Origin of the sequence: Brevundimonas sp. PWP3-1b1, from assembly GCF_049896065.1 — a bacterium.
In the GTDB taxonomy this organism is placed as follows: domain Bacteria; phylum Pseudomonadota; class Alphaproteobacteria; order Caulobacterales; family Caulobacteraceae; genus Brevundimonas; species Brevundimonas intermedia_B.
Window position 1 is genome coordinate 166561 of sequence record NZ_JAFCTO010000001.1, and the last position, 18125, is coordinate 184685.

The following is an 18125-nucleotide window of genomic DNA, read 5'->3' on the forward strand; positions in this document are numbered from 1 at the left end:
GCGACCTCGGGGCTGAAACGGAACGGGAACATTTCATTGACCGAAGCGCTAACCGAGAGTATGGCCATAACCGATAGCCAGACCGGAGACGCAGCGATGAACTGGAGCGTGGCCAAGGCCAAGGACAACTTCTCCGAGGTCATTCGGAAATCCCGCACCGAAGGGCCGCAGGAGATTTCTCTGCATGGCGAGGCTGCCGCCGTCGTCATCTCGGCCGAGGATTTCAGACGCCTGAAGGATCCGCGTGCGTCGCGTGACTTCAAGGACTGGCTGCTGAACGGCCCGTCTCTGGAAGGTGTCGATCTGGAACGCGACGGCCGACCGGCGAGGGAAATCGACCCCTTCTGATGTTCCTGCTCGATACCAACGTCATCAGCGAACCCAAACGCGCGCGTCCCGATGCGGGCGTGATGGCATGGCTGGCCGACCAGTTGCTGTCGGACCTGCATCTCAGCGTCATCACCGTAGGAGAGCTGCGACGCGGCATCGTGCGATTGGAGCCTGGGCGGCGTCGCGACGATCTGGACTACTGGCTGACGGATCTGATCCTTCGGTACGGCGCACGCATTCTGCCGGTCGATCTGGAAGTCACCGAGCGTTGGGCGTCTTTGGCCGAAACCGCTCGCACCTTGGGCCGCCCGTCAGAAATGACGAACGAGTTGATCGCGGCGACGGCTCACGTCCACGGGCTGACGGTGGTGACCCGAAATCTTCGCCACTTCGAACATAGCGGTTGCCGTCTGCTGTCGCCGTGGAGCGTGTGACGATCCTTCCCCCTCTTTTCGCCGACTGGTTCGCGTCGCGCGGCTGGTCGCCTCGGCGGCATCAGCTGGAGATGATCGCGGCGGGTGAAGCGGGCCGGCATGCGCTGCTGGTCGCGCCGACTGGCGGAGGCAAGACGCTGGCGGGGTTTCTGCCCAGTCTGATCGAACTGGCGGAGCGTGGATCCAGGCCGGCGACCGGGCCGGGGTCGGGGGTGCATACCCTGTATCTGTCGCCGCTGAAGGCCCTGACCACCGATGTCGAGCGCAATCTGATGACGCCGATCCGCGAGATCGGACTGAACATCCACGTCGAGACGCGGACGGGCGACACGAAGCAATCCAAACGCCAGCGTCAGCGCGACTTTCCGCCCGACATCCTGCTGACCACGCCCGAGCAGTTGGCCCTGTTCTGCGCCTGGGAGGGCGCGCGGGCCTATTTCGCCGATCTGAAATGCGTGGTGCTGGACGAGGTGCATGCGATCTGGAGCGGCAAGCGGGGCGACCTGCTGTCGCTGGGGCTGGGGCGGTTGCAGAGTTTTTCGCCAGGGATGCGGCGGGTGGGTCTGAGCGCGACCATCGAAGATCCCGATCTGATCCGGGGGTGGTTGGCGCCGGGTGATGCGGACACAAAGAACCCCTCCACCGCTTCGCGGTCCCCCTCCCCGCACAGCGGGGAGGAGACGCAGGCCGAGCCGTCTCCTCCCCATTTCATGGGGAGGGGGACCGCTGGCGAAGCCAGGGGTGGAGGGGTTCTTGATGCGGTCACGCTGGTCCGTGGCGACCCCGGCGCGCCCGCCGTCATCGATGTCCTGATCTCCGAGGGCAAGGTGCCGTGGGCGGGCCATACCGGCCAGCACGCCATCCCGGAAGTCTACGCCGCCATCCAGCGTTCGACCCTGGCGCTGATCTTCGTCAACACCCGCTGGCAGTCGGAGTTCGTGTTCCAGCAGTTGTGGGCGATCAACGACGACAACCTGCCCATCGGCCTGCACCACGGCTCGTTGGCCGCCGAGCAGCGGCGCAAGATCGAGGCGGCGATGGCGCGGGGCGACCTGCGGGCCGTGGTCTGCACCTCGACGCTCGATCTGGGCATCGACTGGGGCGATGTGGACCTGGTCATCCAGATGGCGGCGCCCAAGGGATCGAGCCGCCTGGTCCAGCGGATCGGCCGCGCCAACCACCGGCTGGACGAGCCGTCGCGCGCCCTGCTGGTGCCCGCCAGCCGGTTCGAGATGCTGGAATGTCAGGCCGCGCGCGAGGCGGTGGCCGACAACGCCTTCGACTGGGAGCCGGTCCATATTGGAACGCTCGACACCCTGGCCCAGCACGTGATGGGCGTGGCCTGTTCGGAGGCCTTCGACATGCAGGCACTGTACGAGGAAATTGTCGGCTGCGGCCCCTATCGCGACCTGACGTGGGAGCAGTTCGAGGAGGTGGTCGATTTCGTCGCCACCGGCGGATACGCGCTGCGCACCTATGACCGGTTCGCGCGCATCGTCAGGACCCAGGATGGCCGCTGGAAAGTGCGCAACCAGCATATCGCTCAGCGCCACCGCATGAACGTCGGGGCCATCGTCTCGGCCGGCACCCTGAACGTGCGGGTGGCCAGCCGCCGGGGCGGGGCGTCTCGTCAACTGATCGCCGGCCGCAAGGTGGGCGAGGCCGAGGAGTGGTATTTCGAACAGCTGACGCCCGGCGACACCTTCCTGTTCGCCGGTCAGGTCTGGGCGTTCCAAGGCATCACGGGGACCGACGCCCTGGTCACCCACGCCAACGACAAGGACCCCAAGATCCCATCCTGGGGCGGGTCGAAGTTCCCGCTGTCGACGTCGCTGGCCGACCGGGTGCGGACGATGATCCACGACCGCGACCACTGGCGCGTCCTGCCGCCCGACGTGCAGGAATGGCTGGAGTTGCAGGAGACCCGTTCGGTCATCCCCAATGCGGAATCCATGCTGGTCGAGACCTTTCCGCGCGGCAGCCGGCATTTCCTGGTCGCCTATCCGTTCGAAGGCAATCTGGCGCACACCACCCTGTGCATGCTGCTGACGCGGCGGCTCGACCGGATGGGCGTCGGGCCGCTGGGCTTCGTCGTCACCGACTATTCGCTGGCCATCTGGTCGATCAAGCCGATGGACGGGATCGACCTGGACGCCCTGTTCCAGTCCGACATGCTGGGCGACGATCTGGAGGCCTGGCTGGAGGAAAGCTTCATGATGAAGCGGTCCTTCCGCAATTGCGCCCTGATCTCGGGCTTGATCGAGCGTCGTCTGCCTGGCGCCGAGAAGACCGGCCGCCAGGTGACCTTTTCCACCGACCTGATCTACGACGTGCTGCGCCGCCACCAACCCGACCATCTGCTGCTCAAGACCGCCCGCGCCGACGCCGCCTCGGGCCTGCTCGACGTGGCGCGGCTGGGCCAGATGCTGACGCGGATCGAGGGCCGAATCCGGCATCAGCCCCTGACCCGTGCCTCGCCCTTCTGCGTGCCGGTTCTGGTCCAGATCGGGCGCGAGCGGGTGGGCGGGGACGCAGCCGAGATGATCCTGGACGAGAGCGCCGACCTGCTGATCGCCGAGGTCATGGACGACGCCGAACCCGGCGAGGCTGCATGAACGCCGCCTTGCGCCAGACCCTGTCCCCCGCCCGCAAGACCTGCGGGTCGTTGAGCGTGCGGATCGCGGGCCAAGCCTGCGTTCTGCGCTGTTCCGGGGCCATGTGGGTTCCGGCCCACGGCGCCCTGATCGTGGCGGATCTGCACCTGGAAAAGGGGTCCGCCTTCGCCGTGCGCGGACAGTTGCTGCCGCCCTATGACAGCCGCGCCACGCTGGACAAGCTTGAGGCCGAGATCGCCGAACTGGACCCGGCCATGGTCGTGCTGTTGGGCGACAGTTTCCATGACACGAAGGCGATCCCCCGTATGGCCGCCGAGGACCGCACGCGGCTGGACCGGCTGGCGGCGGGGCGCGACTGGCTGTGGCTGGAGGGCAATCACGACCGCGAGGCGCTCGCTCGGGATGCAGACGCTGCGGCCCGCCTGCCCGGCCGGATCGTCGGCGACATGGCGCTGGGCCCGCTTCGCCTGACGCATGAGCCTGAACCGCTGACGGCCGAAGACGACCGGCGCGGCGAGGTCGCGGGACACCTGCATCCCGCCGCGCGCGTCGCCGCCTATGGACGCGGCGTGCGCCGGCCGTGTTTCGTCACGGACGGATCGCGCATCATCCTTCCGGCCTTCGGCGCCTTTACCGGAGGATTGAACGTGCGTGATCCCGCCATCGCCGATCTGTTCGCCGTCCCGCCCCTGGCCGCCGCCCTGGGACGGGACCGGGTCCACGCCCTGGCCTGGGACGTGCTGCGATAGGTCGTTCGTAAACCGTTCAGCACGTCGCTTCACCGCATCTTGGCGGACAGCAATGCAGGATGACGGCGGATCGATTTCACGGACGCCCGCCTCATGCTCACCCCCCGCCGCATCGTCATGGCCGCCCGCCTCGGCTTCGCCCTGGCGGCCCTGGGCATGGCTGTCCTGATGCTGGGACCGTTTCAGGGGCTAGAGCAGGTCTTTGGCCTGAACGACAAGGCCGCCCACGTCATCACCTTCTATGGCCTGGCCAGCGGCCTGTTCCTGATCGCGCCCAGCCAGCGTCGCGACGACCTGGCCCTGTACGTCATCGCCGCCGCCTTCGGGGTCGAACTGCTGCAGGCCCTGACGGGCCGCAGCGTCTCCATCATCGACTTTTTAGCCGGCTCCGCAGGCGTCGCGGCAGCCTGGGCGCCCGGCCGTATCGAACAGTTGCGCCAGTCGTTCCGCCGACATCCCGACCTGACCCTGACCGAAATCGACCGTCTGGACCGACGCCTTCGTCGGCGCAGGGTTGCTGAGACCGTGACCCTGCGACGCCCTGCCCTATAGACTACGACGGCACGGCCGACGCTCTCCCGTGATGCTTCTTTGCGTCCATCGGACGGGTTGCTAAGGATCGCAGCTTAGCAACGGCAGAGGTGGCGCATGACGAAACTGATCCCTCTCATCTTGGCGGCCCTACTCCTGGCCGCGCCCGCCTATGCCCAGACGCCGGTTGAGCGACACGGGGCGCTCAGCGTCAAGAACGGGCAGGTGGTGGACGCCGCCATGCAGCCCGTTGTGCTGAGAGGCATGTCGCTGTTCTGGAGTCAGTGGGACGCCAAATACTACAATCCCGAGGTCGTGCGGTGGCTCAAGACAGACTGGAACGTCGACGTGGTTCGCGTCGCCGTCGCCGTCGACGATGACGGCTATCTGAGCGCCCCGGAGCGTGAGATCGCCAAGGCCGAGACGATCATCGACGCCGCGATACAAGAAGGCCTGTACGTCATCGTCGATTGGCACGCGCACGAGCCGCATGCCGCCGAGGCCGCCGCCTTCTTCGAACGGATCGCCAAAAAATACGGCGCCTATCCGAACCTGATCTACGAGACCTACAATGAACCCCTGCAGCACCATGGTTGGGCCGAGGTCGTGCGCCCCTATCACATGCAGGTCGCAGCAGCGATCCGTGCGGCGGACCCTGACAATCTGATCGTCGCCGGCACGCCGAGCTGGTCGCAGGCCGTCGATGTCGCCGCCGCCGATCCTCTGCCGTTCTCCAACCTGGCCTATACGCTGCATTTCTACGCCGGCACTCATCGCCAGTGGCTGCGCGACAAGGCGCAGGCCGCGCTGGATCGGGGCGCGGCCCTGTTCGTCACGGAATGGGGAACCAGCGAAGCTAACGGCAATGGCGTGCTGGACGCCGAAGAGACACGCCTTTGGTGGGAGTTTCTGGAGACGCGAAAGCTGAGCTACGTAAACTGGGCCCTCACCGACAAGGCGGAAACCTCGGCTGCGCTCCGTCCGGGCGCCCCAGCCCGAGGCGGATGGACGGATGAAGAGCTGAGCCCCTCCGGCCGTCTTGTGCGCGAACACATAAGAAGCAGGGCCGACCAGCAGGACTGACGCCGTCGCGATACAGTCCCGCTCTAGGGCTCCAGCTCGATGTCCCAGTAGAGGTAGTCGAGCCAGCTCTGGTGCAGGTAGTGCGGCGGGAAACGACGGCCGGCGTCCTGAAGCTGCCAGGCGTTGGGGCGATAGGGTTCGCGGCGGATCGGCATCATGGCCTGGCGCGGGGTGCGGCCGCCCTTGGCCAGGTTGCAGGGACTGCAGGCGGCGACGATGTTCTCCCAGGTCGTGCGGCCGCCATGCGAGCGGGGGATGACGTGGTCGAAGGTCAGTTCGGTGGATTCGCCGCAGTACTGACAGGCGAAACCGTCGCGCAGGAAGACGTTGAAGCGGGTGAAGGCGGGGTTGCGGTCCTGGTCCACATAGCTTCGCAGCGCGATCACGCTGGGAAGCTGCATCTCCATCGAGGGGGAGCGGACGACCTTGTCATACAGGGACACCACGTCAACGCGGTCCTGATAGACCGCCTTGACCGCCTCCTCCCACGGCCAGAGCGACAGCGGATAGTAGGACAACGGCCGGAAGTCGGCGTTCAGCACCAACGCGGGAAAGCCGGAGGGCGGTCGATGGAGAACCTGCATCAGGCCCTCCCGCGCGGACGGGGGGATATCGAGGCGACAGAGGTGAGGACACGTCTCCTTCCCTAGTCTTGCAGCGATAGCCTACCCGTGATTCCCGCTCATCGCCATGACCAGAGTGCAGCGTTTTCGTGACGCAGCGTCAGAAAATCTCGACCAGTTCGAACCGCTCGCAGACGACCTTCATGCCCGGCGCCCAACTGCCCTCGCGGCGGTAATAGGCCTCGTGCGCGTCGCGCCACCATGCGTAGCTCAGATCGCCCTCTCCCTCGGCGCGGGCGAAGTCCTCGCCGACGTCTTCGAAGGCCATGATCTCAACCTCGGTCGTGCGGATGGCGCAGCGGGGCGCGCCCGCGCCGTCCAGGATCACGCTGACCTCGCCGACGGTGGGCATGATGTCGGCCTCGCACGCCGCCAGAGACGAACAGGTGGCCCGCTTGCCGCCCGCCAGCACCAGGGCCAGCAGTTCGTCGGCCAGTTCCGGGCTGTCGCCGAACGGCCAGCGCGGGGCGTCGCGATAGGTGTCGGGGACTTCGCTCATGACCTAGGCGCGGCTGGCATGGGTGGGAAAGCCCGGAAGGGTCCAGCCCCAGCGCAGGGCGGCGGCCCGCAACAGGAAACCGCACAGGGCGGCGACGATGGCGGCGGGCCAGATCGGCATGCCGGGCGCGCGCAGCGCGATATAGACCGTCGCCGCCAATATGGCCGCCGTGACGTTGATCTCTCGCCGCAGCAGGATCGACGGCTGCCCCGCAAGCGTGTCGCGCACTACCCCGCCGAAACAGGCCGTCAGCGTGCCCATGACGATGCAGATCAGGGCCGGCGCGCCCGCCGCCTCGGCCTTGGCCGCGCCCATGACGCCGTAGGCCGCAAGGCCGATCGCATCCAGCCACAGCAAGGCGCGGAACCGCCAGTCGCGCTGACCCACCAGCCACAAGGCCGTCGAGGCGAACAGGCAGACCGCCAGATAGCGCCAGTCCTGAACCCAGAACACAGGCAGGCCCAGCAGCAGGTCGCGCAATGTGCCCCCGCCCACGCCGGTGATGGCGCCGAAGAAGGCGAAGGTGACCACGTCGTGCTTCTCGCGCGCGGCGGCCAGGGCGCCTGTCGCGGCGAACACCGCGACGCCGGCGAAGTCCAGCGCCGACAGCACGGTCTGGGGATTGCGCAGGGGTTCGGTAAGGGCGGGATCGAGCGGGGTCATTGCGGCGTCTCCAGAACGATCTCGCCGCGCTTGACGCCCGTGTACCAGGCCCACAGCAGATGGGTCGCCACCGCGCGATAGGGTCGCCATATCTCGGCGCGGGCATAGGCGGCCTTCTGGTCCGGCCGCACCTCGGCGCCGTCCGCCCAGCGGATCGCCTCCTGCAACGCCACGTCGCCGCCGGGAAACACGTCCAGCCGTCCCTCGCACATCAACAGATAGGCCTCGGCCGTCCACAGCCCCACGCCCTTCAGCGCCGTCAGGGCGGCGATCGCCGCTTCGTCGTCCAGACTAGCCAGATGCTCCAGATCGATCTCGCCGGCGAGCTGGGCCCGCGCGATGCCCTGTCCATAGGTCGCCTTCTGCCGCGACAGGCCCATGCCCCGCAGTTGATCCAGGTCGTGCGCCAGCAGCAGCTCGGGCGTGATCCCGCCCATGCCCTCGCGCAGCCGCGCCCAGACCGAGGCCGCCGAGGCCACAGAAACCTGCTGCTCCACGATCATGCGGAACAGCCCCTCGAACCCGCCGACCCGCAGCCGCCATTCGAAGGGCGGCGTCTGCGCATGCACCCTCGCCATGGCCGGATCGGCGGCGACCAGCGCCTCGCGCGCGGCGGCGATGTCCTGGGGCGTGGGCTGAGGCGGCATTCGTCATGCTTACGGCTCGTCGCGCCCGTCGGAAAGAGCGGGGGCGCCGTTGATGGCCGCAAACCGCTAGGATCATCGCGATGTTCACGACCCGCTTCGCTCCCTCGCCCACCGGCCGCCTGCACAGGGGCCATGCGTTCTCGGCCCTGAACGCCTGGTCGGCGGCGAAGGCGGCGGGCGGGCGGTTCGTGCTGCGGATCGAGGATATCGATCCGACACGGTGCAGACCGGACTACGAGGCGGGCATTCGGGAGGATCTGGCCTGGCTGGGTCTGGACTGGGAGACGCCGGTGCGGCGTCAGTCCGATTATCTGGACGACTATGCCGCCGTGATCGAAGGCCTGAGAGAACGCGGCCTGCTCTATCGGTGTTTCCGCACGCGCAAGGAAATCCTGAACGGCATCGGCGATGCGCCGCATGGGGCGATGGAGACGGTGCGGCCCGGCCCCCATCCCGCGCAGGAAGAGGCGCAGCTGCTGGCCTCAGGCGCGCCCTTCGCCTGGCGGCTGTCGCTGGATCGAGCGCGCGAGGCGCTGGGCGAGGCGGTCTGGACCGGCCTGAGCTTCGTCGAGGAGGGCGAGGGTCCGAACGGCGAGACCGGCGGCGTCGCCGTAAACCCCGAGGCCGCGGGCGACGTTGTGCTGGCGCGCAAGGATACGGGCGTCGCCTATCATCTGGCGGTCACCCACGACGACGCGCTGCAGGGCGTGACCCATGTGATCCGGGGACAGGACCTGTTCGAGGCGACCCATGTGCAGCGGCTGATCCAGACGCTGATGGGCTGGCCCGCGCCGACCTATCGCCATCATCGGCTGCTGGCAGGACCGGACGGGCGGCGCTACGCCAAGCGCGATCGTTCGGTCACCCTGGCCGAACTGCGGGCGGGCGGATTGACGCCCGAGGCCCTGCGCGCCGAACTGCGCTTCAGCTCCGGCGACTGAAGATGCGCGAGGCGCCGTAGCCGGTCAGGGCGGCCAGCACGACGCACAGCACGCCGTAAAGCCACGGCCGACGATGGGCGAACTCGTAAATGTCGCGCTCCAATCCGACCTTCTCGACCGTCAGGGTCAGGTTCGACACCGACTGCGGCTCACCGTTCTGGAACAGCCAGACCTCGGCGTAATATTTGCCCGTCGGGGCGACGGTGGGCAGTTCGACCTCGGCGCGAAACAGGCCCCGGTCCACGAACTCGACCCCCTGGGAATCCGTGTCGTAGAGGGCGGCGGCCTCCTTCAGACGGATCACGGCGCGGCGCCAGTCCAGATAGTCGTCGCCAAGCCGGCTGACGACCACATCACGCACGCCGTAACGGGTGACGGTGCGGCTTTCCTCCGGCGCGTCGATGCGCAGGTGATCGACCCCGACGCCGAGGCGACGCAACTGTCCGAAGTCGGCGATGTCGCTGAGCGGGCGGGTCGAGGCGGTCATGTAGAAGCCAGGCGCGCCCTCGAACAGCACGGGCCGGCTGTTCAGCCAGACGCCCGAGGTGCGCGTCTTCTTGACCAGGCGGATCGGCGCGTCGGGCCCTCGCACCACCACGACGACGTCGGCCGGTTCGTCCGTGGGATTGAACACCGCGCCATACAGGACGATGGACGCGCCCGTGAAACTGGAATCGACCCGGACCTGGGCGTCGGTCAGGGCGGCGGCGACGCGTAGGTCGCCCGTCGTCGCCTCCGACCGATCCGGAGCCGGCGCCGTAATGGCGGGCGGTGGAGGGGGAAGCGCCTGCATCAGTCCGCGACCCCTGGGGCGATCATGAAGATGTCGTTGGGGCGCACGAACAGGTCCAGCCCCATCTGGATTCCGACCAACAGCACGATCAGCCCCAGGGCCGCCCGCAGCTCCTCGGCGCGGAAACGACCGGCGAACCGGGCGCCGATCTGCGCCCCGACCACCCCGCCCAGCAGCAGGATGGTGGACAGGACGATGTCGACCGTCTGGTTGCGCCCGGCCTGAAGGATGGTGGTGATGGCGGTGGTGATGATGATCTGGAACAGGCTGGTCCCCACCACCGCGCCCGCCCGCATCCGCAGGATATACAGCATGGCCGGCACCAGGATGAAGCCGCCGCCCACCCCCATGATGGCCGACAGGACGCCCGCGAAGACGCCCAGGCCGAACGGCGGCAGGGCGCTGATGTACAGACCCGACTTGGGGAATTTCATCTTCAGCGGCAGACCGTACAGCCACATCGGCCGCCGACGCTGCTTGTGCGGCGCGGGCAGGCCCCGACGACGGCGCAGGATCTCGGTCAGGCTCTCGTTCAGCATCAGCACGCCGATGGCGCCCAGGAAGACGAGGTAGGAGACGGCGACGACCAGGTCGGCCTGGCCCAGCAGGCGCAGGTATCGAAACAGCTCGACCCCCGCCAGGGCGCCGACGGCGCCTCCGGCCGCCATCACCGAGCCCATCTTGAAATCGACCGCGCCTGCGCCCGCATAGCGGATGACGCCGGAGGTCGAGGAGGCGACGACGTGGCTGGCCTGGCTGGCGACAGCGACCGTCGGGGGGATGCCCAGGAAGACCAGGATCGGGGCCATCAGGAAGCCGCCGCCGATGCCGAACAGGCCGGACACGAATCCGACCACCGCCCCCAGGATCACCAGGGTCGGCCAGTTCACCGAAACCTCGGCGATCGGCAGATAGATGTCCAAAGGACGCGCCTTCGGCTGGAGCGGTTAAAGGATCGCCGTCAGGCGGCAGCGGGGGTCGTCAACGACCGGGCGACCGATAGCCGCCCGACGCATGTGAATCTACCCCGTTGCCTGCGACGCGGGTTGAGACTGGGGCTGGGACTGGGCCACGAAGGCGTCTGCAGCGGTGCGGGCGGCGCGCTGGGCGGTGGCGCTGGCCGTCGGACGCAGGCGCGTCACGGCGGCCTGGGCCTCTGTATCCCCGCCGCGCGCGGCGATCATGTACCACTTCAGGGCTTCGGTCGGATTCTTGGCCACGCCGTCGGCGCCGGTCTCGTAGATGCGCGCGACATTGTACTGGCTGTCCGGCAGACCGCGCTCGGCGGCGTTGAGCAGCCAGGTCAGGGCCTCGGCCTGATTGGTCGCGCCGCCGTCGCCTTCATACAGTTGCATCCCGTAGAGATGCATTCCGCGCGGATCGCCGCCCTCGGCCGCACGACGGCCCCACTGACGGCTCAGCGCCGGGTCGGCGGGAACGCCGTTGGCGCCGTCCAGATACAGCTGACCCAGATAGGTCTGGGCGGGCGCGTAACCCAGGTTGGCGGCGCGCTTCATGGCGTCCAGACCGGAGTTGTCGCCAGCCTCCAGCTTACCGATGGCGGCTTCGTAATCCGCCGCGCCGGGACCGGCGAGATCGAAGGTCGGGCGCACGCCGGTCGGCGTCACCGCCGAGGCGGCGATAGGCAGGGCGGGTCCGGCGGCCTGGGCGTCGCCGCCGAAGTTCGGCAGGTCGAAGTCCGGCGCGCCGCCGTCGGTCAGGGACAGATAGCCATAGACGCCGCCGGTCAGGGCGACCGCCGTGACCGAGGCGAGGAAGGTCTTTTTGGCGGTCGAACCGTTCTTTGCCGCCTGCCTGTCCAGCCGCTCCTGCAGCTTGGACTTGCCGCCCCGCTTGAGGCCGAAGCCTGAACGCGGCGCCGGTTCCGGCTCGGGCGGCGCGGTGATGGCGGCGCGAGCGGCGTCGATGGTGCTGCGGGTCGCCGAGGCGCGACCGGCGGCGGCCGCAGCGCCCATGGTGGCGCGAAGCTGGCGCGGATCGACGAACTCGGTCTCGCCGCCGAAATCGTCGTCGTCGGCGTCCAAAACGGGGGCGGCGCGCTTTTCGGTCGCGGCGGTCGAGAAGCCGGGCGAGGTCGCTTCCAGCGCGTCCTCGACATCGGCGCCGCCGAAGCCGCTGAAGGGCTGGATGATCGGTTCGACACCGTCGGGATCGACCTGGTGCGACGGCGTCTCGTCCGCCTCGGCGGCGACCGGCTCGGGTTCCGGCTCGGCGAAGGCGGTCGCGGGGAAGGGCGAGGCGGCGGCGACTTCGGGCGTGACCGGATCGCTGGACCAGGCGTCCTGATCGGTGAAGGTTTCGTCCGGGAAGGCGGCGGCGCGCCAGTCGCCATCGACCGAGGCGGACTGGATCGGCGCAGGCGCAACGCGTTCAGGAACAGCGCGCGACGGAGCCCAGGACGGTTCGTTGTCCAGCGGCTTGTCGCGGATGGCCGACGGCGTTCGCGTCTCTATGCTCTCGCGCGCCTCGGCCAGCAAACGGGCGGTGCGCTCTTCGCTCATCCGCATCCGCTCGGCCAGTTCGCCCGAGGCGCGGTCGTAGCGTTGCTCGATCTTGTCCGAGCTTTCCGACAGGCGACGGCCGATGTCTTCCAGCGCCTGCTGCGAGCGGCGCTCCGACTGGGCGATGCGGTCGCTCAGCTGGTCCGAGATGCGGGTGATCTCGCCGCCCAGTTTTTCCAGCGCGATGGCGTGGCGGTCGTCGCTGGCGGTCAGGCGTTGATCGACGCGGTCTACGTGACGCGCGAACTCCTGATCCAGGCGACCGGCGCGGCGTGCGACCTCGGTCTCGATGGTCTGGCCGACGGCCTCGGTCACGGCGCGGGCGACCGCGTCGGTGCGGCCGTCGCTGTCGGTTTCGACCTTCTGGACGCGGGCGTTCAGGTTGCGGGCGATGCGCAGGACTTCGCGACCCATGGCCTCAAGGCCCACGGCGCCCTTCTGCTCGGACGTCTTGATCTGGTCGCCGACGGCCTGGACGGCGCGTTCGATGCGGTCGATGCGCGCGCCGGTTTCGGCGGCGTCGAGACGCTGCATCATTTCGGCGCGATTGTTCTCGATCTGGCGCGACAGGCTTTCGGCCAGTTTCTCGAAGCGCGCGAGATCGCGCGCGCTTTCCGGCTCGACCCGGCTCTCGGCCGACCGCATCCGCTGATCCAGCTCTGCGAACGAGCGTTCCAGCGTCTTCAGCGCTTCGGTCGTGCGGTTCTGGGCCTCGTCCAGACGCGCGCCGACCTGGGCCAGCATTTCCGTGCCGACGCCGGGACCGGCGGCCTTTTCGACCGCCTCCATCCGCTCGCGCAGGTCGTTGACGCCTAGACGCTGGCGCTCCTCGATGTCGTACAGACGGCCGGTCAGGGCGCCCAGCGAGGCCTCGACCTTGCCGAACGCTTCTTGCGTCAGCGGGCCGGTGTCGCGTTCGAAGGCGCGCAGTCGGCGGTGGCCCTCGCGCAGTTCCTCGGCGATGTCGTCGATACGGCGCGCGGCGCCCTGGGCCTCGGCTTCCTGGCCGTCGAGCCGGCGCATCAGGCCGGAAACCGCCTGGTCCACGCCCTGGATGGCGACGGTCGAGCGACGTTCGGCGGCTTCCAGCCGCGCGGCGATCACGTCGATGGAGGCGCTGATCCGATGCCCGTTGTCCTCGGCGACATCATAGGCGTCGTCGAGACGGCGGCTGCGGTTGCGGCGTTCGTATTCGGACGCTTGGGAGCGACGCGGCAGGGTGGCGTAACCCTCCTCCTCGTCCTCCATGATCATGGAGTTGAGCCATTCGCCCAGCGTCATGCCGGAACGACGCGCAAGGTCCTTTGCGACCTCACGGGCCTTGGGATCGATTCCCTTAACGCTCCAAGGCGCTGCAGCGCTCACTGATTCGGCTCCCGACCCATACGACGCAGGCTATACCGTCAATATCGAGGGTGTAAACTGATGGTTAACCGCAATATCTAGCGGCGGTCTCCCAATCCTGTGGACACCCCTCCAGACGCCGGGATTAGTGAATCATCTCGGTTAACGCGGTGTGAAGATTAACCTCCCGGCAAGGGTTGGCTTGCCAAGCGGCGCGCGCTTCGTCACGTGCGGCGCATGAGCCTGACGACAACCCTCATTTTCCTGGCCCTGACCCTGGCCGTCATGGTCTTCACCGGCTGGCGCGGGGCGCGTCCGCCCGACCCGCTCAAGGGGCCGCGCATGATGCCGTGGCGGTTTCTGATGGTCGGGTCCGCGGCCATCGCCATGCTGCTGCTGATCCATCTGGCGACCCTGTTCGGCGCCGAACGCGCGCCATGGATTCCCGGAGCTTAGCTTTAGGAACCCGAACCCGGCCGGTCTGTTGATCCTGCAGCTCACTCAAGGAGATGCTGCATGACCGACAAGCTGACCGCCGCCGAGGCGGAAAAGGAATTCTGGAAGAGCCTGAAGGAGTCCAACACCGGGATGCTGGGCCTGGACAAGCCCGGCTATCACCATCAGCCCATGACCGGCTATGGCGAGGACGAGACCGGAACCATCTGGTTCTTCACCCGCGACGACACCGACTTCGCCCGTGACGTGGCCGGCGGCGGCCAGGACGGCATGTTCTGCTACCAGGCCAAGGACGGCAAGGTTCAGGCCTGCATCCACGGCCGCCTGGCCATCGACCAGGATCGTACCCGGATCGACAAATACTGGAACCCCGTCGTCGCCGCCTGGTATCCCGACGGCAAGGACGACCCGCACCTGACCCTGGTCCGTTTCGACGCCAACGACGGCCGCGTCTGGGTGTCCGACAAGGGTGCCCTGGGCTTCGGCTACGAAGTCCTCAAGGCCAATCTGACCAAGTCGACGCCCGACGTCGGCGGTGTGTCGGACGTGAAGCTGTAGGCAGGCCATATCGCGCGCTCTCCAAGTAAAAGAGCCGCCTCACCTGACCTAATTACGCGCGCCAGACAGGGTCTGGCGCGCGTCTTTATCTTTTACAAAAGATCGAGACCGACCGCTTTCCCAAAATGTTGGGAGGCGCGACCATAATTTAGCCCTCCAGGTTGCTGCGAATGCAACTTCGAACACCAGAGGGGAAATCAATGCTGGGACTTTTCGCCGCCGCCGCTATCGCGGCCTGTTCGCCGCCGTCAGGAACCTCAGCCCTGCTTGATCGAGCGGAGCGTATCATCGTGATCGGGGAGCTGCACGGCACAACGGAAGCGCCGCAGGCGGTGGGCGAGATCGCCTGCGCAGCGACCGAACAGGGACCCGTCGTCGTGGCGCTGGAACTGGAAGACACGCTGCAGCCGACGCTGGACGCCTTTATCGCCGCACCTGACGAGGCCAGCGCTCTGGCGACACTGGAGGGGTCGTCCCTGCTGAACCGCGCGGTGCAGGATGGGCGAACAAGCCAGGCCTTGTTGGCCTTGCTAAACAGGGTGCGTGAGCTGAAGGCGGCGGGGCGCGACATCGGTCTGCACCTCTTTCAACCGAGCAGCTTGACGCGCGGCGAAGGCCTGGATCAGGCTTGGTACGAACTCAACATGGGCTATCTTCTGGCTCAGGCCCGACAGAAGCGCCCGGACGCGCGGATCATCGGACTGGCCGGCAACATCCACGCCCGAAAAACGGCCTTTGCGGACTACCCTGATCTGGGCGTTCCGGCCGCCGGACACCTGCCGAACCGCGAGACCTTGAGCCTGAAGATCGCGCAGCAGGGCGGGTTCGCCTGGAACTGTTCGCGCGACGAGTGCGGCGTCAATCCCTCCATAGAAAGATACGACGCGCAGGCCCGCGGCGTCATTCTGACCCCATTGGATGACGGCGGTTACGACGGTTTACTCGCCCTGGGACCTTGGACAGCCTCGCCGCCGATCGGCAGCGAGGACTGACGGGCGTTCAGCCCGCGAAACACCAGGCCAGCACGGCCTTCTGGGCGTGGATGCGGTTTTCGGCCTCGTCCCAGACCAGGGAACGCGGTCCGTCGATGACCGCGTCGGTGACTTCCTCGCCGCGGTGGGCGGGCAGGCAGTGCAGGAAGACGGCGTCGGGATCGGCCAGGGCCATCAGGGCCTCGTCCACCGAATAGGATTCGAAGGCGGCCAGACGCGCCTCATAATCCTGATCGCCCATCGAGACCCAGGTGTCGGTGACGACCACGTCGGCGCCCTTGACCGCCTCGCGCGGGTCGCTGGTCAGGGTGACGGCGTTCGCGCCCTTGGCCAGGTCGCGCAGGTCGGGATGATATTCCGCCGGGCAGGCGACGTTCAGGTGGAAGCCGAACTTGGGCGCCGCGTGCATGAAGCTGTGGCAGACATTGTTGCCGTCGCCGATCCAGGCGATCGTCTTGCCGGCGATGGGGCCGGAATGTTCCTCGATCGTCTGCAGGTCGGCCAGGATCTGGCACGGGTGGCTGCGGTCGGTCAGGCCGTTGATCACAGGCACGGTCGAGACGCGAGCGAACCGCTCGACATCCTCGTGGTCATTGGCGCGGATCATCACCGCATCGACCATGCGCGAGAGGACGCGGGCGGTGTCCTCGACCGGCTCGCCGCGCCCCAGCTGCATGTCGGCGGCCGTGGCGATGATCGACGACCCGCCCAGCTGGCGAATGGCCGCGTCGAAGCTGAAGCGAGTGCGGGTCGAGTTCTTCTCGAAGATCATGGCCAGGACGCGGTCCTCGCCCGGCGCATCGGCGTCGGGCCGCCCCTGGGGCCAGCCCTTGCGCGCGGCCTTGCGAGCGTGGGCGTCGTCCAGAATGGCGCGCAGATCGGCTGCTTCGAGCCGGTGGATGTCGAGGAAGTGCCGGACCATTGAGCCGCCCTTCTCCCTCCCCGCTCCGGGGAGGGTGGTCCCGCAGGGACCGGGTGGGGCCGGCCCTGAGAAACGGATTGAATTAGGTCGCCCCCACCCTGTCGGCGCTCAGCGCCGACCACCCTCCCCCGTCGGGGGAGGGAGAGATATCAATCACGCCGCCAGCTTCTCGCGCGCGACTTCGCAGGCGCCCTCGAACCGGGCGATGGCCTCGCGGGCCTCGTCCAGCGTCAGGTTCAGCGGCGGCAGCAGGCGCACGCAGTTGTCGCCGCCGCCGGCGATCAGCAGCTGCTGCGTATCGCGCGCCAGGGCCATGAACTCGCGATTGTTCGGCACCAGCTTGATGCCGATCAACAGTCCCTTGCCGCGCACATCGGCGATCACGTCGGGGAACCGTTCCTGCAGGCCCACGAACTGCTGCTTCAGGTAGCCGGCGATCTCATTGACGTTATTCAAGATTTCAGGACTGTTGATCAGGCTCAGCGCCTTTTGACCGACAGCCATGGCCAGAGGGTTGCCGCCGAAGGTCGAGCCGTGAACGCCGACCGTCATGCCCGAGGCCGCCTTGGCCGAGGCCAGGCAGGCGCCGATGGGGAAGCCGCCGCCCAGGGCCTTGGCCACCGCCATGATGTCGGGCGCCATGCCGGCCCATTCGTGGGCCCACAGCTTGCCAGTCCGGCCCATGCCGCACTGGACCTCGTCGAAGATGATCAGGACGCCGTGTTCGTCGCACAGTTCGCGCAGGCCACGCAGGCATTGGTCCGGCATGGCGCGGCAACCACCCTCGCCCTGGACCGGCTCGACGATGATGGCGGCGGTCGTGGGATTGGCGATGGCGGCCTTGATCGCATCATGGTCGCCCCACTTCAACTGGTGGAAGCCCTGCATCGGCGGGCCGAAGCCCTCGGTGTAGCTGGGGTTGGCGGCGGCGTTTATCGCCCCATAGGTGCGCCCGTGGAACGAGCCGTCGAAGCCGTAGATGTCGATCCGCTCGGGCGCGCCGTTGGCGGAGTGATATTTGCGCGCCGTCTTCAGCGCGCACTCGACCGCTTCCGTACCCGAGTTGGTGAAGAAGACTACGTCGGCGAAGCTCGACTCGCACAGGGCGTCGGCCAGGGCTTCCTGGCCTGGAATGCGGAAGATGTTGGAGACGTGCCACAGCTTCTCGGCCTGATCCTTGACCGCCTGGACCAGCTCGGGGTGGGCGTGGCCCAGGCCGTTGGTCGAGATGCCGGCGACGCAGTCGAGATATTCGGTCCCGTCGGTCGCCCACAGACGCGCGCCTCGGCCGCGTTCCACTTCCAGCGGCGCGCGATTGTAGACACCCATCAGATGTTCAGTGGACACGGACCAAGACCTCCAAAAGCGATACGGCCCCGCCGCGAGCGCGACGGAGCCGGATTGATACGGACAGGCGTTGTCG

General features: G+C 67.7%; 19 protein-coding genes. 10 read left to right on the forward strand and 9 right to left on the reverse strand.

The window, feature by feature from the left end; all coding sequences use genetic code 11:
* Positions 1 to 60 precede the first annotated feature (60 nt).
* The 6 genes from ACP69V_RS00795 (at position 61) to ACP69V_RS00820 (ending at position 5742) form a co-directional block, all read left to right on the forward strand.
* Complete coding sequence (locus ACP69V_RS00795; protein WP_426022262.1) at positions 61 to 348, forward strand: type II toxin-antitoxin system Phd/YefM family antitoxin; 288 nt, start codon at positions 61 to 63, stop codon at positions 346 to 348.
* A complete protein-coding gene (locus ACP69V_RS00800) occupies positions 348 to 764 on the forward strand; it encodes a type II toxin-antitoxin system VapC family toxin (RefSeq protein ID WP_426022263.1) in 417 nt (138 codons plus the stop codon). The genes ACP69V_RS00795 and ACP69V_RS00800 overlap by 1 nt, the downstream gene beginning before the upstream one ends.
* Positions 761 to 3379: a ligase-associated DNA damage response DEXH box helicase gene (locus ACP69V_RS00805; protein ID WP_426022264.1), complete on the forward strand. Its 2619-nt coding sequence runs from the start codon at positions 761 to 763 to the stop codon at positions 3377 to 3379. The genes ACP69V_RS00800 and ACP69V_RS00805 overlap by 4 nt, the downstream gene beginning before the upstream one ends.
* Positions 3376 to 4128, forward strand: coding sequence for a ligase-associated DNA damage response endonuclease PdeM (gene pdeM / locus ACP69V_RS00810; protein WP_426022265.1), 753 nt, complete (start codon positions 3376 to 3378; stop codon positions 4126 to 4128). The genes ACP69V_RS00805 and pdeM overlap by 4 nt, the downstream gene beginning before the upstream one ends.
* 93 nt (positions 4129 to 4221) lie before the next feature.
* Entirely contained in the window at positions 4222 to 4680 is a 459-nt protein-coding gene (locus tag ACP69V_RS00815) for a hypothetical protein (RefSeq protein WP_426022266.1), read from the forward strand.
* Between the two features lie 96 nt (positions 4681 to 4776).
* Positions 4777 to 5742 (forward strand): glycoside hydrolase family 5 protein, encoded by a 966-nt coding sequence (locus tag ACP69V_RS00820; protein ID WP_426022267.1) that lies wholly within the window; start codon positions 4777 to 4779, stop codon positions 5740 to 5742.
* Between the two features lie 23 nt (positions 5743 to 5765).
* On the opposite strand, the gene ACP69V_RS00825 is transcribed toward ACP69V_RS00820, so the two are convergent.
* The 4 genes from ACP69V_RS00825 to ACP69V_RS00840 all read right to left on the reverse strand — a co-directional run bounded on the left by ACP69V_RS00825 (position 5766) and on the right by ACP69V_RS00840 (position 8174).
* The gene (locus ACP69V_RS00825; RefSeq protein ID WP_426022268.1) at positions 5766 to 6326 is read right to left on the reverse strand and encodes an HNH endonuclease; all 561 of its coding nucleotides are present in this window, start codon (positions 6324 to 6326) and stop codon (positions 5766 to 5768) included.
* A gap of 139 nt (positions 6327 to 6465) precedes the next feature.
* Positions 6466 to 6864, reverse strand: a complete 399-nt coding sequence (locus tag ACP69V_RS00830; protein ID WP_426022269.1) for an ASCH domain-containing protein — start codon at positions 6862 to 6864, stop codon at positions 6466 to 6468.
* 3 nt (positions 6865 to 6867) lie between these two features.
* Positions 6868 to 7527, reverse strand: coding sequence for a trimeric intracellular cation channel family protein (locus tag ACP69V_RS00835; protein WP_426022270.1), 660 nt, complete (start codon positions 7525 to 7527; stop codon positions 6868 to 6870).
* On the reverse strand, positions 7524 to 8174 hold the full coding sequence (locus ACP69V_RS00840; RefSeq protein ID WP_426022271.1) for a DNA-3-methyladenine glycosylase family protein: 651 nt from the start codon (positions 8172 to 8174) through the stop codon (positions 7524 to 7526). The genes ACP69V_RS00835 and ACP69V_RS00840 overlap by 4 nt, the downstream gene beginning before the upstream one ends.
* Before the next feature lie 80 nt (positions 8175 to 8254).
* Here ACP69V_RS00840 and gluQRS point away from each other — a divergent pair, with 80 nt between their 5' ends.
* Complete coding sequence (gene gluQRS, locus ACP69V_RS00845; protein WP_426022272.1) at positions 8255 to 9115, forward strand: tRNA glutamyl-Q(34) synthetase GluQRS; 861 nt, start codon at positions 8255 to 8257, stop codon at positions 9113 to 9115.
* On the opposite strand, the gene ACP69V_RS00850 is transcribed toward gluQRS, so the two are convergent.
* The 3 genes from ACP69V_RS00850 to ACP69V_RS00860 all read right to left on the reverse strand — a co-directional run bounded on the left by ACP69V_RS00850 (position 9099) and on the right by ACP69V_RS00860 (position 13795).
* Entirely contained in the window at positions 9099 to 9908 is an 810-nt protein-coding gene (locus ACP69V_RS00850; protein WP_426022273.1) for a TIGR02186 family protein, read from the reverse strand. The two genes, gluQRS and ACP69V_RS00850, sit on opposite strands and share 17 nt — an antisense overlap.
* Positions 9908 to 10831: a sulfite exporter TauE/SafE family protein gene (locus ACP69V_RS00855; RefSeq protein WP_346495768.1), complete on the reverse strand. Its 924-nt coding sequence runs from the start codon at positions 10829 to 10831 to the stop codon at positions 9908 to 9910. The genes ACP69V_RS00850 and ACP69V_RS00855 overlap by 1 nt, the downstream gene beginning before the upstream one ends.
* A 99-nt stretch (positions 10832 to 10930) precedes the next feature.
* Positions 10931 to 13795: an SEL1-like repeat protein gene (locus tag ACP69V_RS00860; protein ID WP_426022274.1), complete on the reverse strand. Its 2865-nt coding sequence runs from the start codon at positions 13793 to 13795 to the stop codon at positions 10931 to 10933.
* Between the two features lie 216 nt (positions 13796 to 14011).
* On the opposite strand from ACP69V_RS00860, the gene ACP69V_RS00865 reads away from it, so the two are divergent.
* From ACP69V_RS00865 to ACP69V_RS00875, 3 genes are all read left to right on the forward strand, one after another.
* The gene (locus ACP69V_RS00865) at positions 14012 to 14230 is read left to right on the forward strand and encodes a hypothetical protein (RefSeq protein ID WP_135193905.1); all 219 of its coding nucleotides are present in this window, start codon (positions 14012 to 14014) and stop codon (positions 14228 to 14230) included.
* A 60-nt stretch (positions 14231 to 14290) separates the two neighbouring features.
* Positions 14291 to 14788, forward strand: coding sequence for a pyridoxamine 5'-phosphate oxidase family protein (locus ACP69V_RS00870; protein ID WP_135193906.1), 498 nt, complete (start codon positions 14291 to 14293; stop codon positions 14786 to 14788).
* A gap of 161 nt (positions 14789 to 14949) precedes the next feature.
* Positions 14950 to 15780, forward strand: a complete 831-nt coding sequence (locus ACP69V_RS00875) for a hypothetical protein (RefSeq protein WP_426022275.1) — start codon at positions 14950 to 14952, stop codon at positions 15778 to 15780.
* A 7-nt stretch (positions 15781 to 15787) separates the two neighbouring features.
* Here the strand turns inward: ACP69V_RS00875 and argF are convergent, their stop codons facing one another.
* Positions 15788 to 16702: an ornithine carbamoyltransferase gene (argF, locus tag ACP69V_RS00880; protein ID WP_426022276.1), complete on the reverse strand. Its 915-nt coding sequence runs from the start codon at positions 16700 to 16702 to the stop codon at positions 15788 to 15790.
* Between the two features lie 153 nt (positions 16703 to 16855).
* Complete coding sequence (locus ACP69V_RS00885) at positions 16856 to 18049, reverse strand: aspartate aminotransferase family protein (RefSeq protein ID WP_426022277.1); 1194 nt, start codon at positions 18047 to 18049, stop codon at positions 16856 to 16858.
* Between the last annotated feature and the right edge of the window lie 76 nt (positions 18050 to 18125).

What these genes read in the sequence shown, in the direction of transcription:
- ACP69V_RS00795 (WP_426022262.1), top strand. Translation starts at nt 61, where the DNA reads ATGGCCATAACCGATAGCCAGACCGGAGACGCAGCGATGAACTGGAGC.
- ACP69V_RS00800 (WP_426022263.1), top strand. Translation starts at nt 348, where the DNA reads ATGTTCCTGCTCGATACCAACGTCATCAGCGAACCCAAACGCGCGCGT.
- pdeM (WP_426022265.1), top strand. Translation starts at nt 3,376, where the DNA reads ATGAACGCCGCCTTGCGCCAGACCCTGTCCCCCGCCCGCAAGACCTGC.
- ACP69V_RS00815 (WP_426022266.1), top strand. Translation starts at nt 4,222, where the DNA reads ATGCTCACCCCCCGCCGCATCGTCATGGCCGCCCGCCTCGGCTTCGCC.
- ACP69V_RS00820 (WP_426022267.1), top strand. Translation starts at nt 4,777, where the DNA reads ATGACGAAACTGATCCCTCTCATCTTGGCGGCCCTACTCCTGGCCGCG.
- ACP69V_RS00825 (WP_426022268.1), bottom strand. Translation starts at nt 6,326, where the DNA reads ATGCAGGTTCTCCATCGACCGCCCTCCGGCTTTCCCGCGTTGGTGCTG.
- ACP69V_RS00830 (WP_426022269.1), bottom strand. Translation starts at nt 6,864, where the DNA reads ATGAGCGAAGTCCCCGACACCTATCGCGACGCCCCGCGCTGGCCGTTC.
- ACP69V_RS00835 (WP_426022270.1), bottom strand. Translation starts at nt 7,527, where the DNA reads ATGACCCCGCTCGATCCCGCCCTTACCGAACCCCTGCGCAATCCCCAG.
- ACP69V_RS00840 (WP_426022271.1), bottom strand. Translation starts at nt 8,174, where the DNA reads ATGCCGCCTCAGCCCACGCCCCAGGACATCGCCGCCGCGCGCGAGGCG.
- gluQRS (WP_426022272.1), top strand. Translation starts at nt 8,255, where the DNA reads ATGTTCACGACCCGCTTCGCTCCCTCGCCCACCGGCCGCCTGCACAGG.
- ACP69V_RS00850 (WP_426022273.1), bottom strand. Translation starts at nt 9,908, where the DNA reads ATGCAGGCGCTTCCCCCTCCACCGCCCGCCATTACGGCGCCGGCTCCG.
- ACP69V_RS00865 (WP_135193905.1), top strand. Translation starts at nt 14,012, where the DNA reads ATGAGCCTGACGACAACCCTCATTTTCCTGGCCCTGACCCTGGCCGTC.
- ACP69V_RS00870 (WP_135193906.1), top strand. Translation starts at nt 14,291, where the DNA reads ATGACCGACAAGCTGACCGCCGCCGAGGCGGAAAAGGAATTCTGGAAG.
- argF (WP_426022276.1), bottom strand. Translation starts at nt 16,702, where the DNA reads ATGGTCCGGCACTTCCTCGACATCCACCGGCTCGAAGCAGCCGATCTG.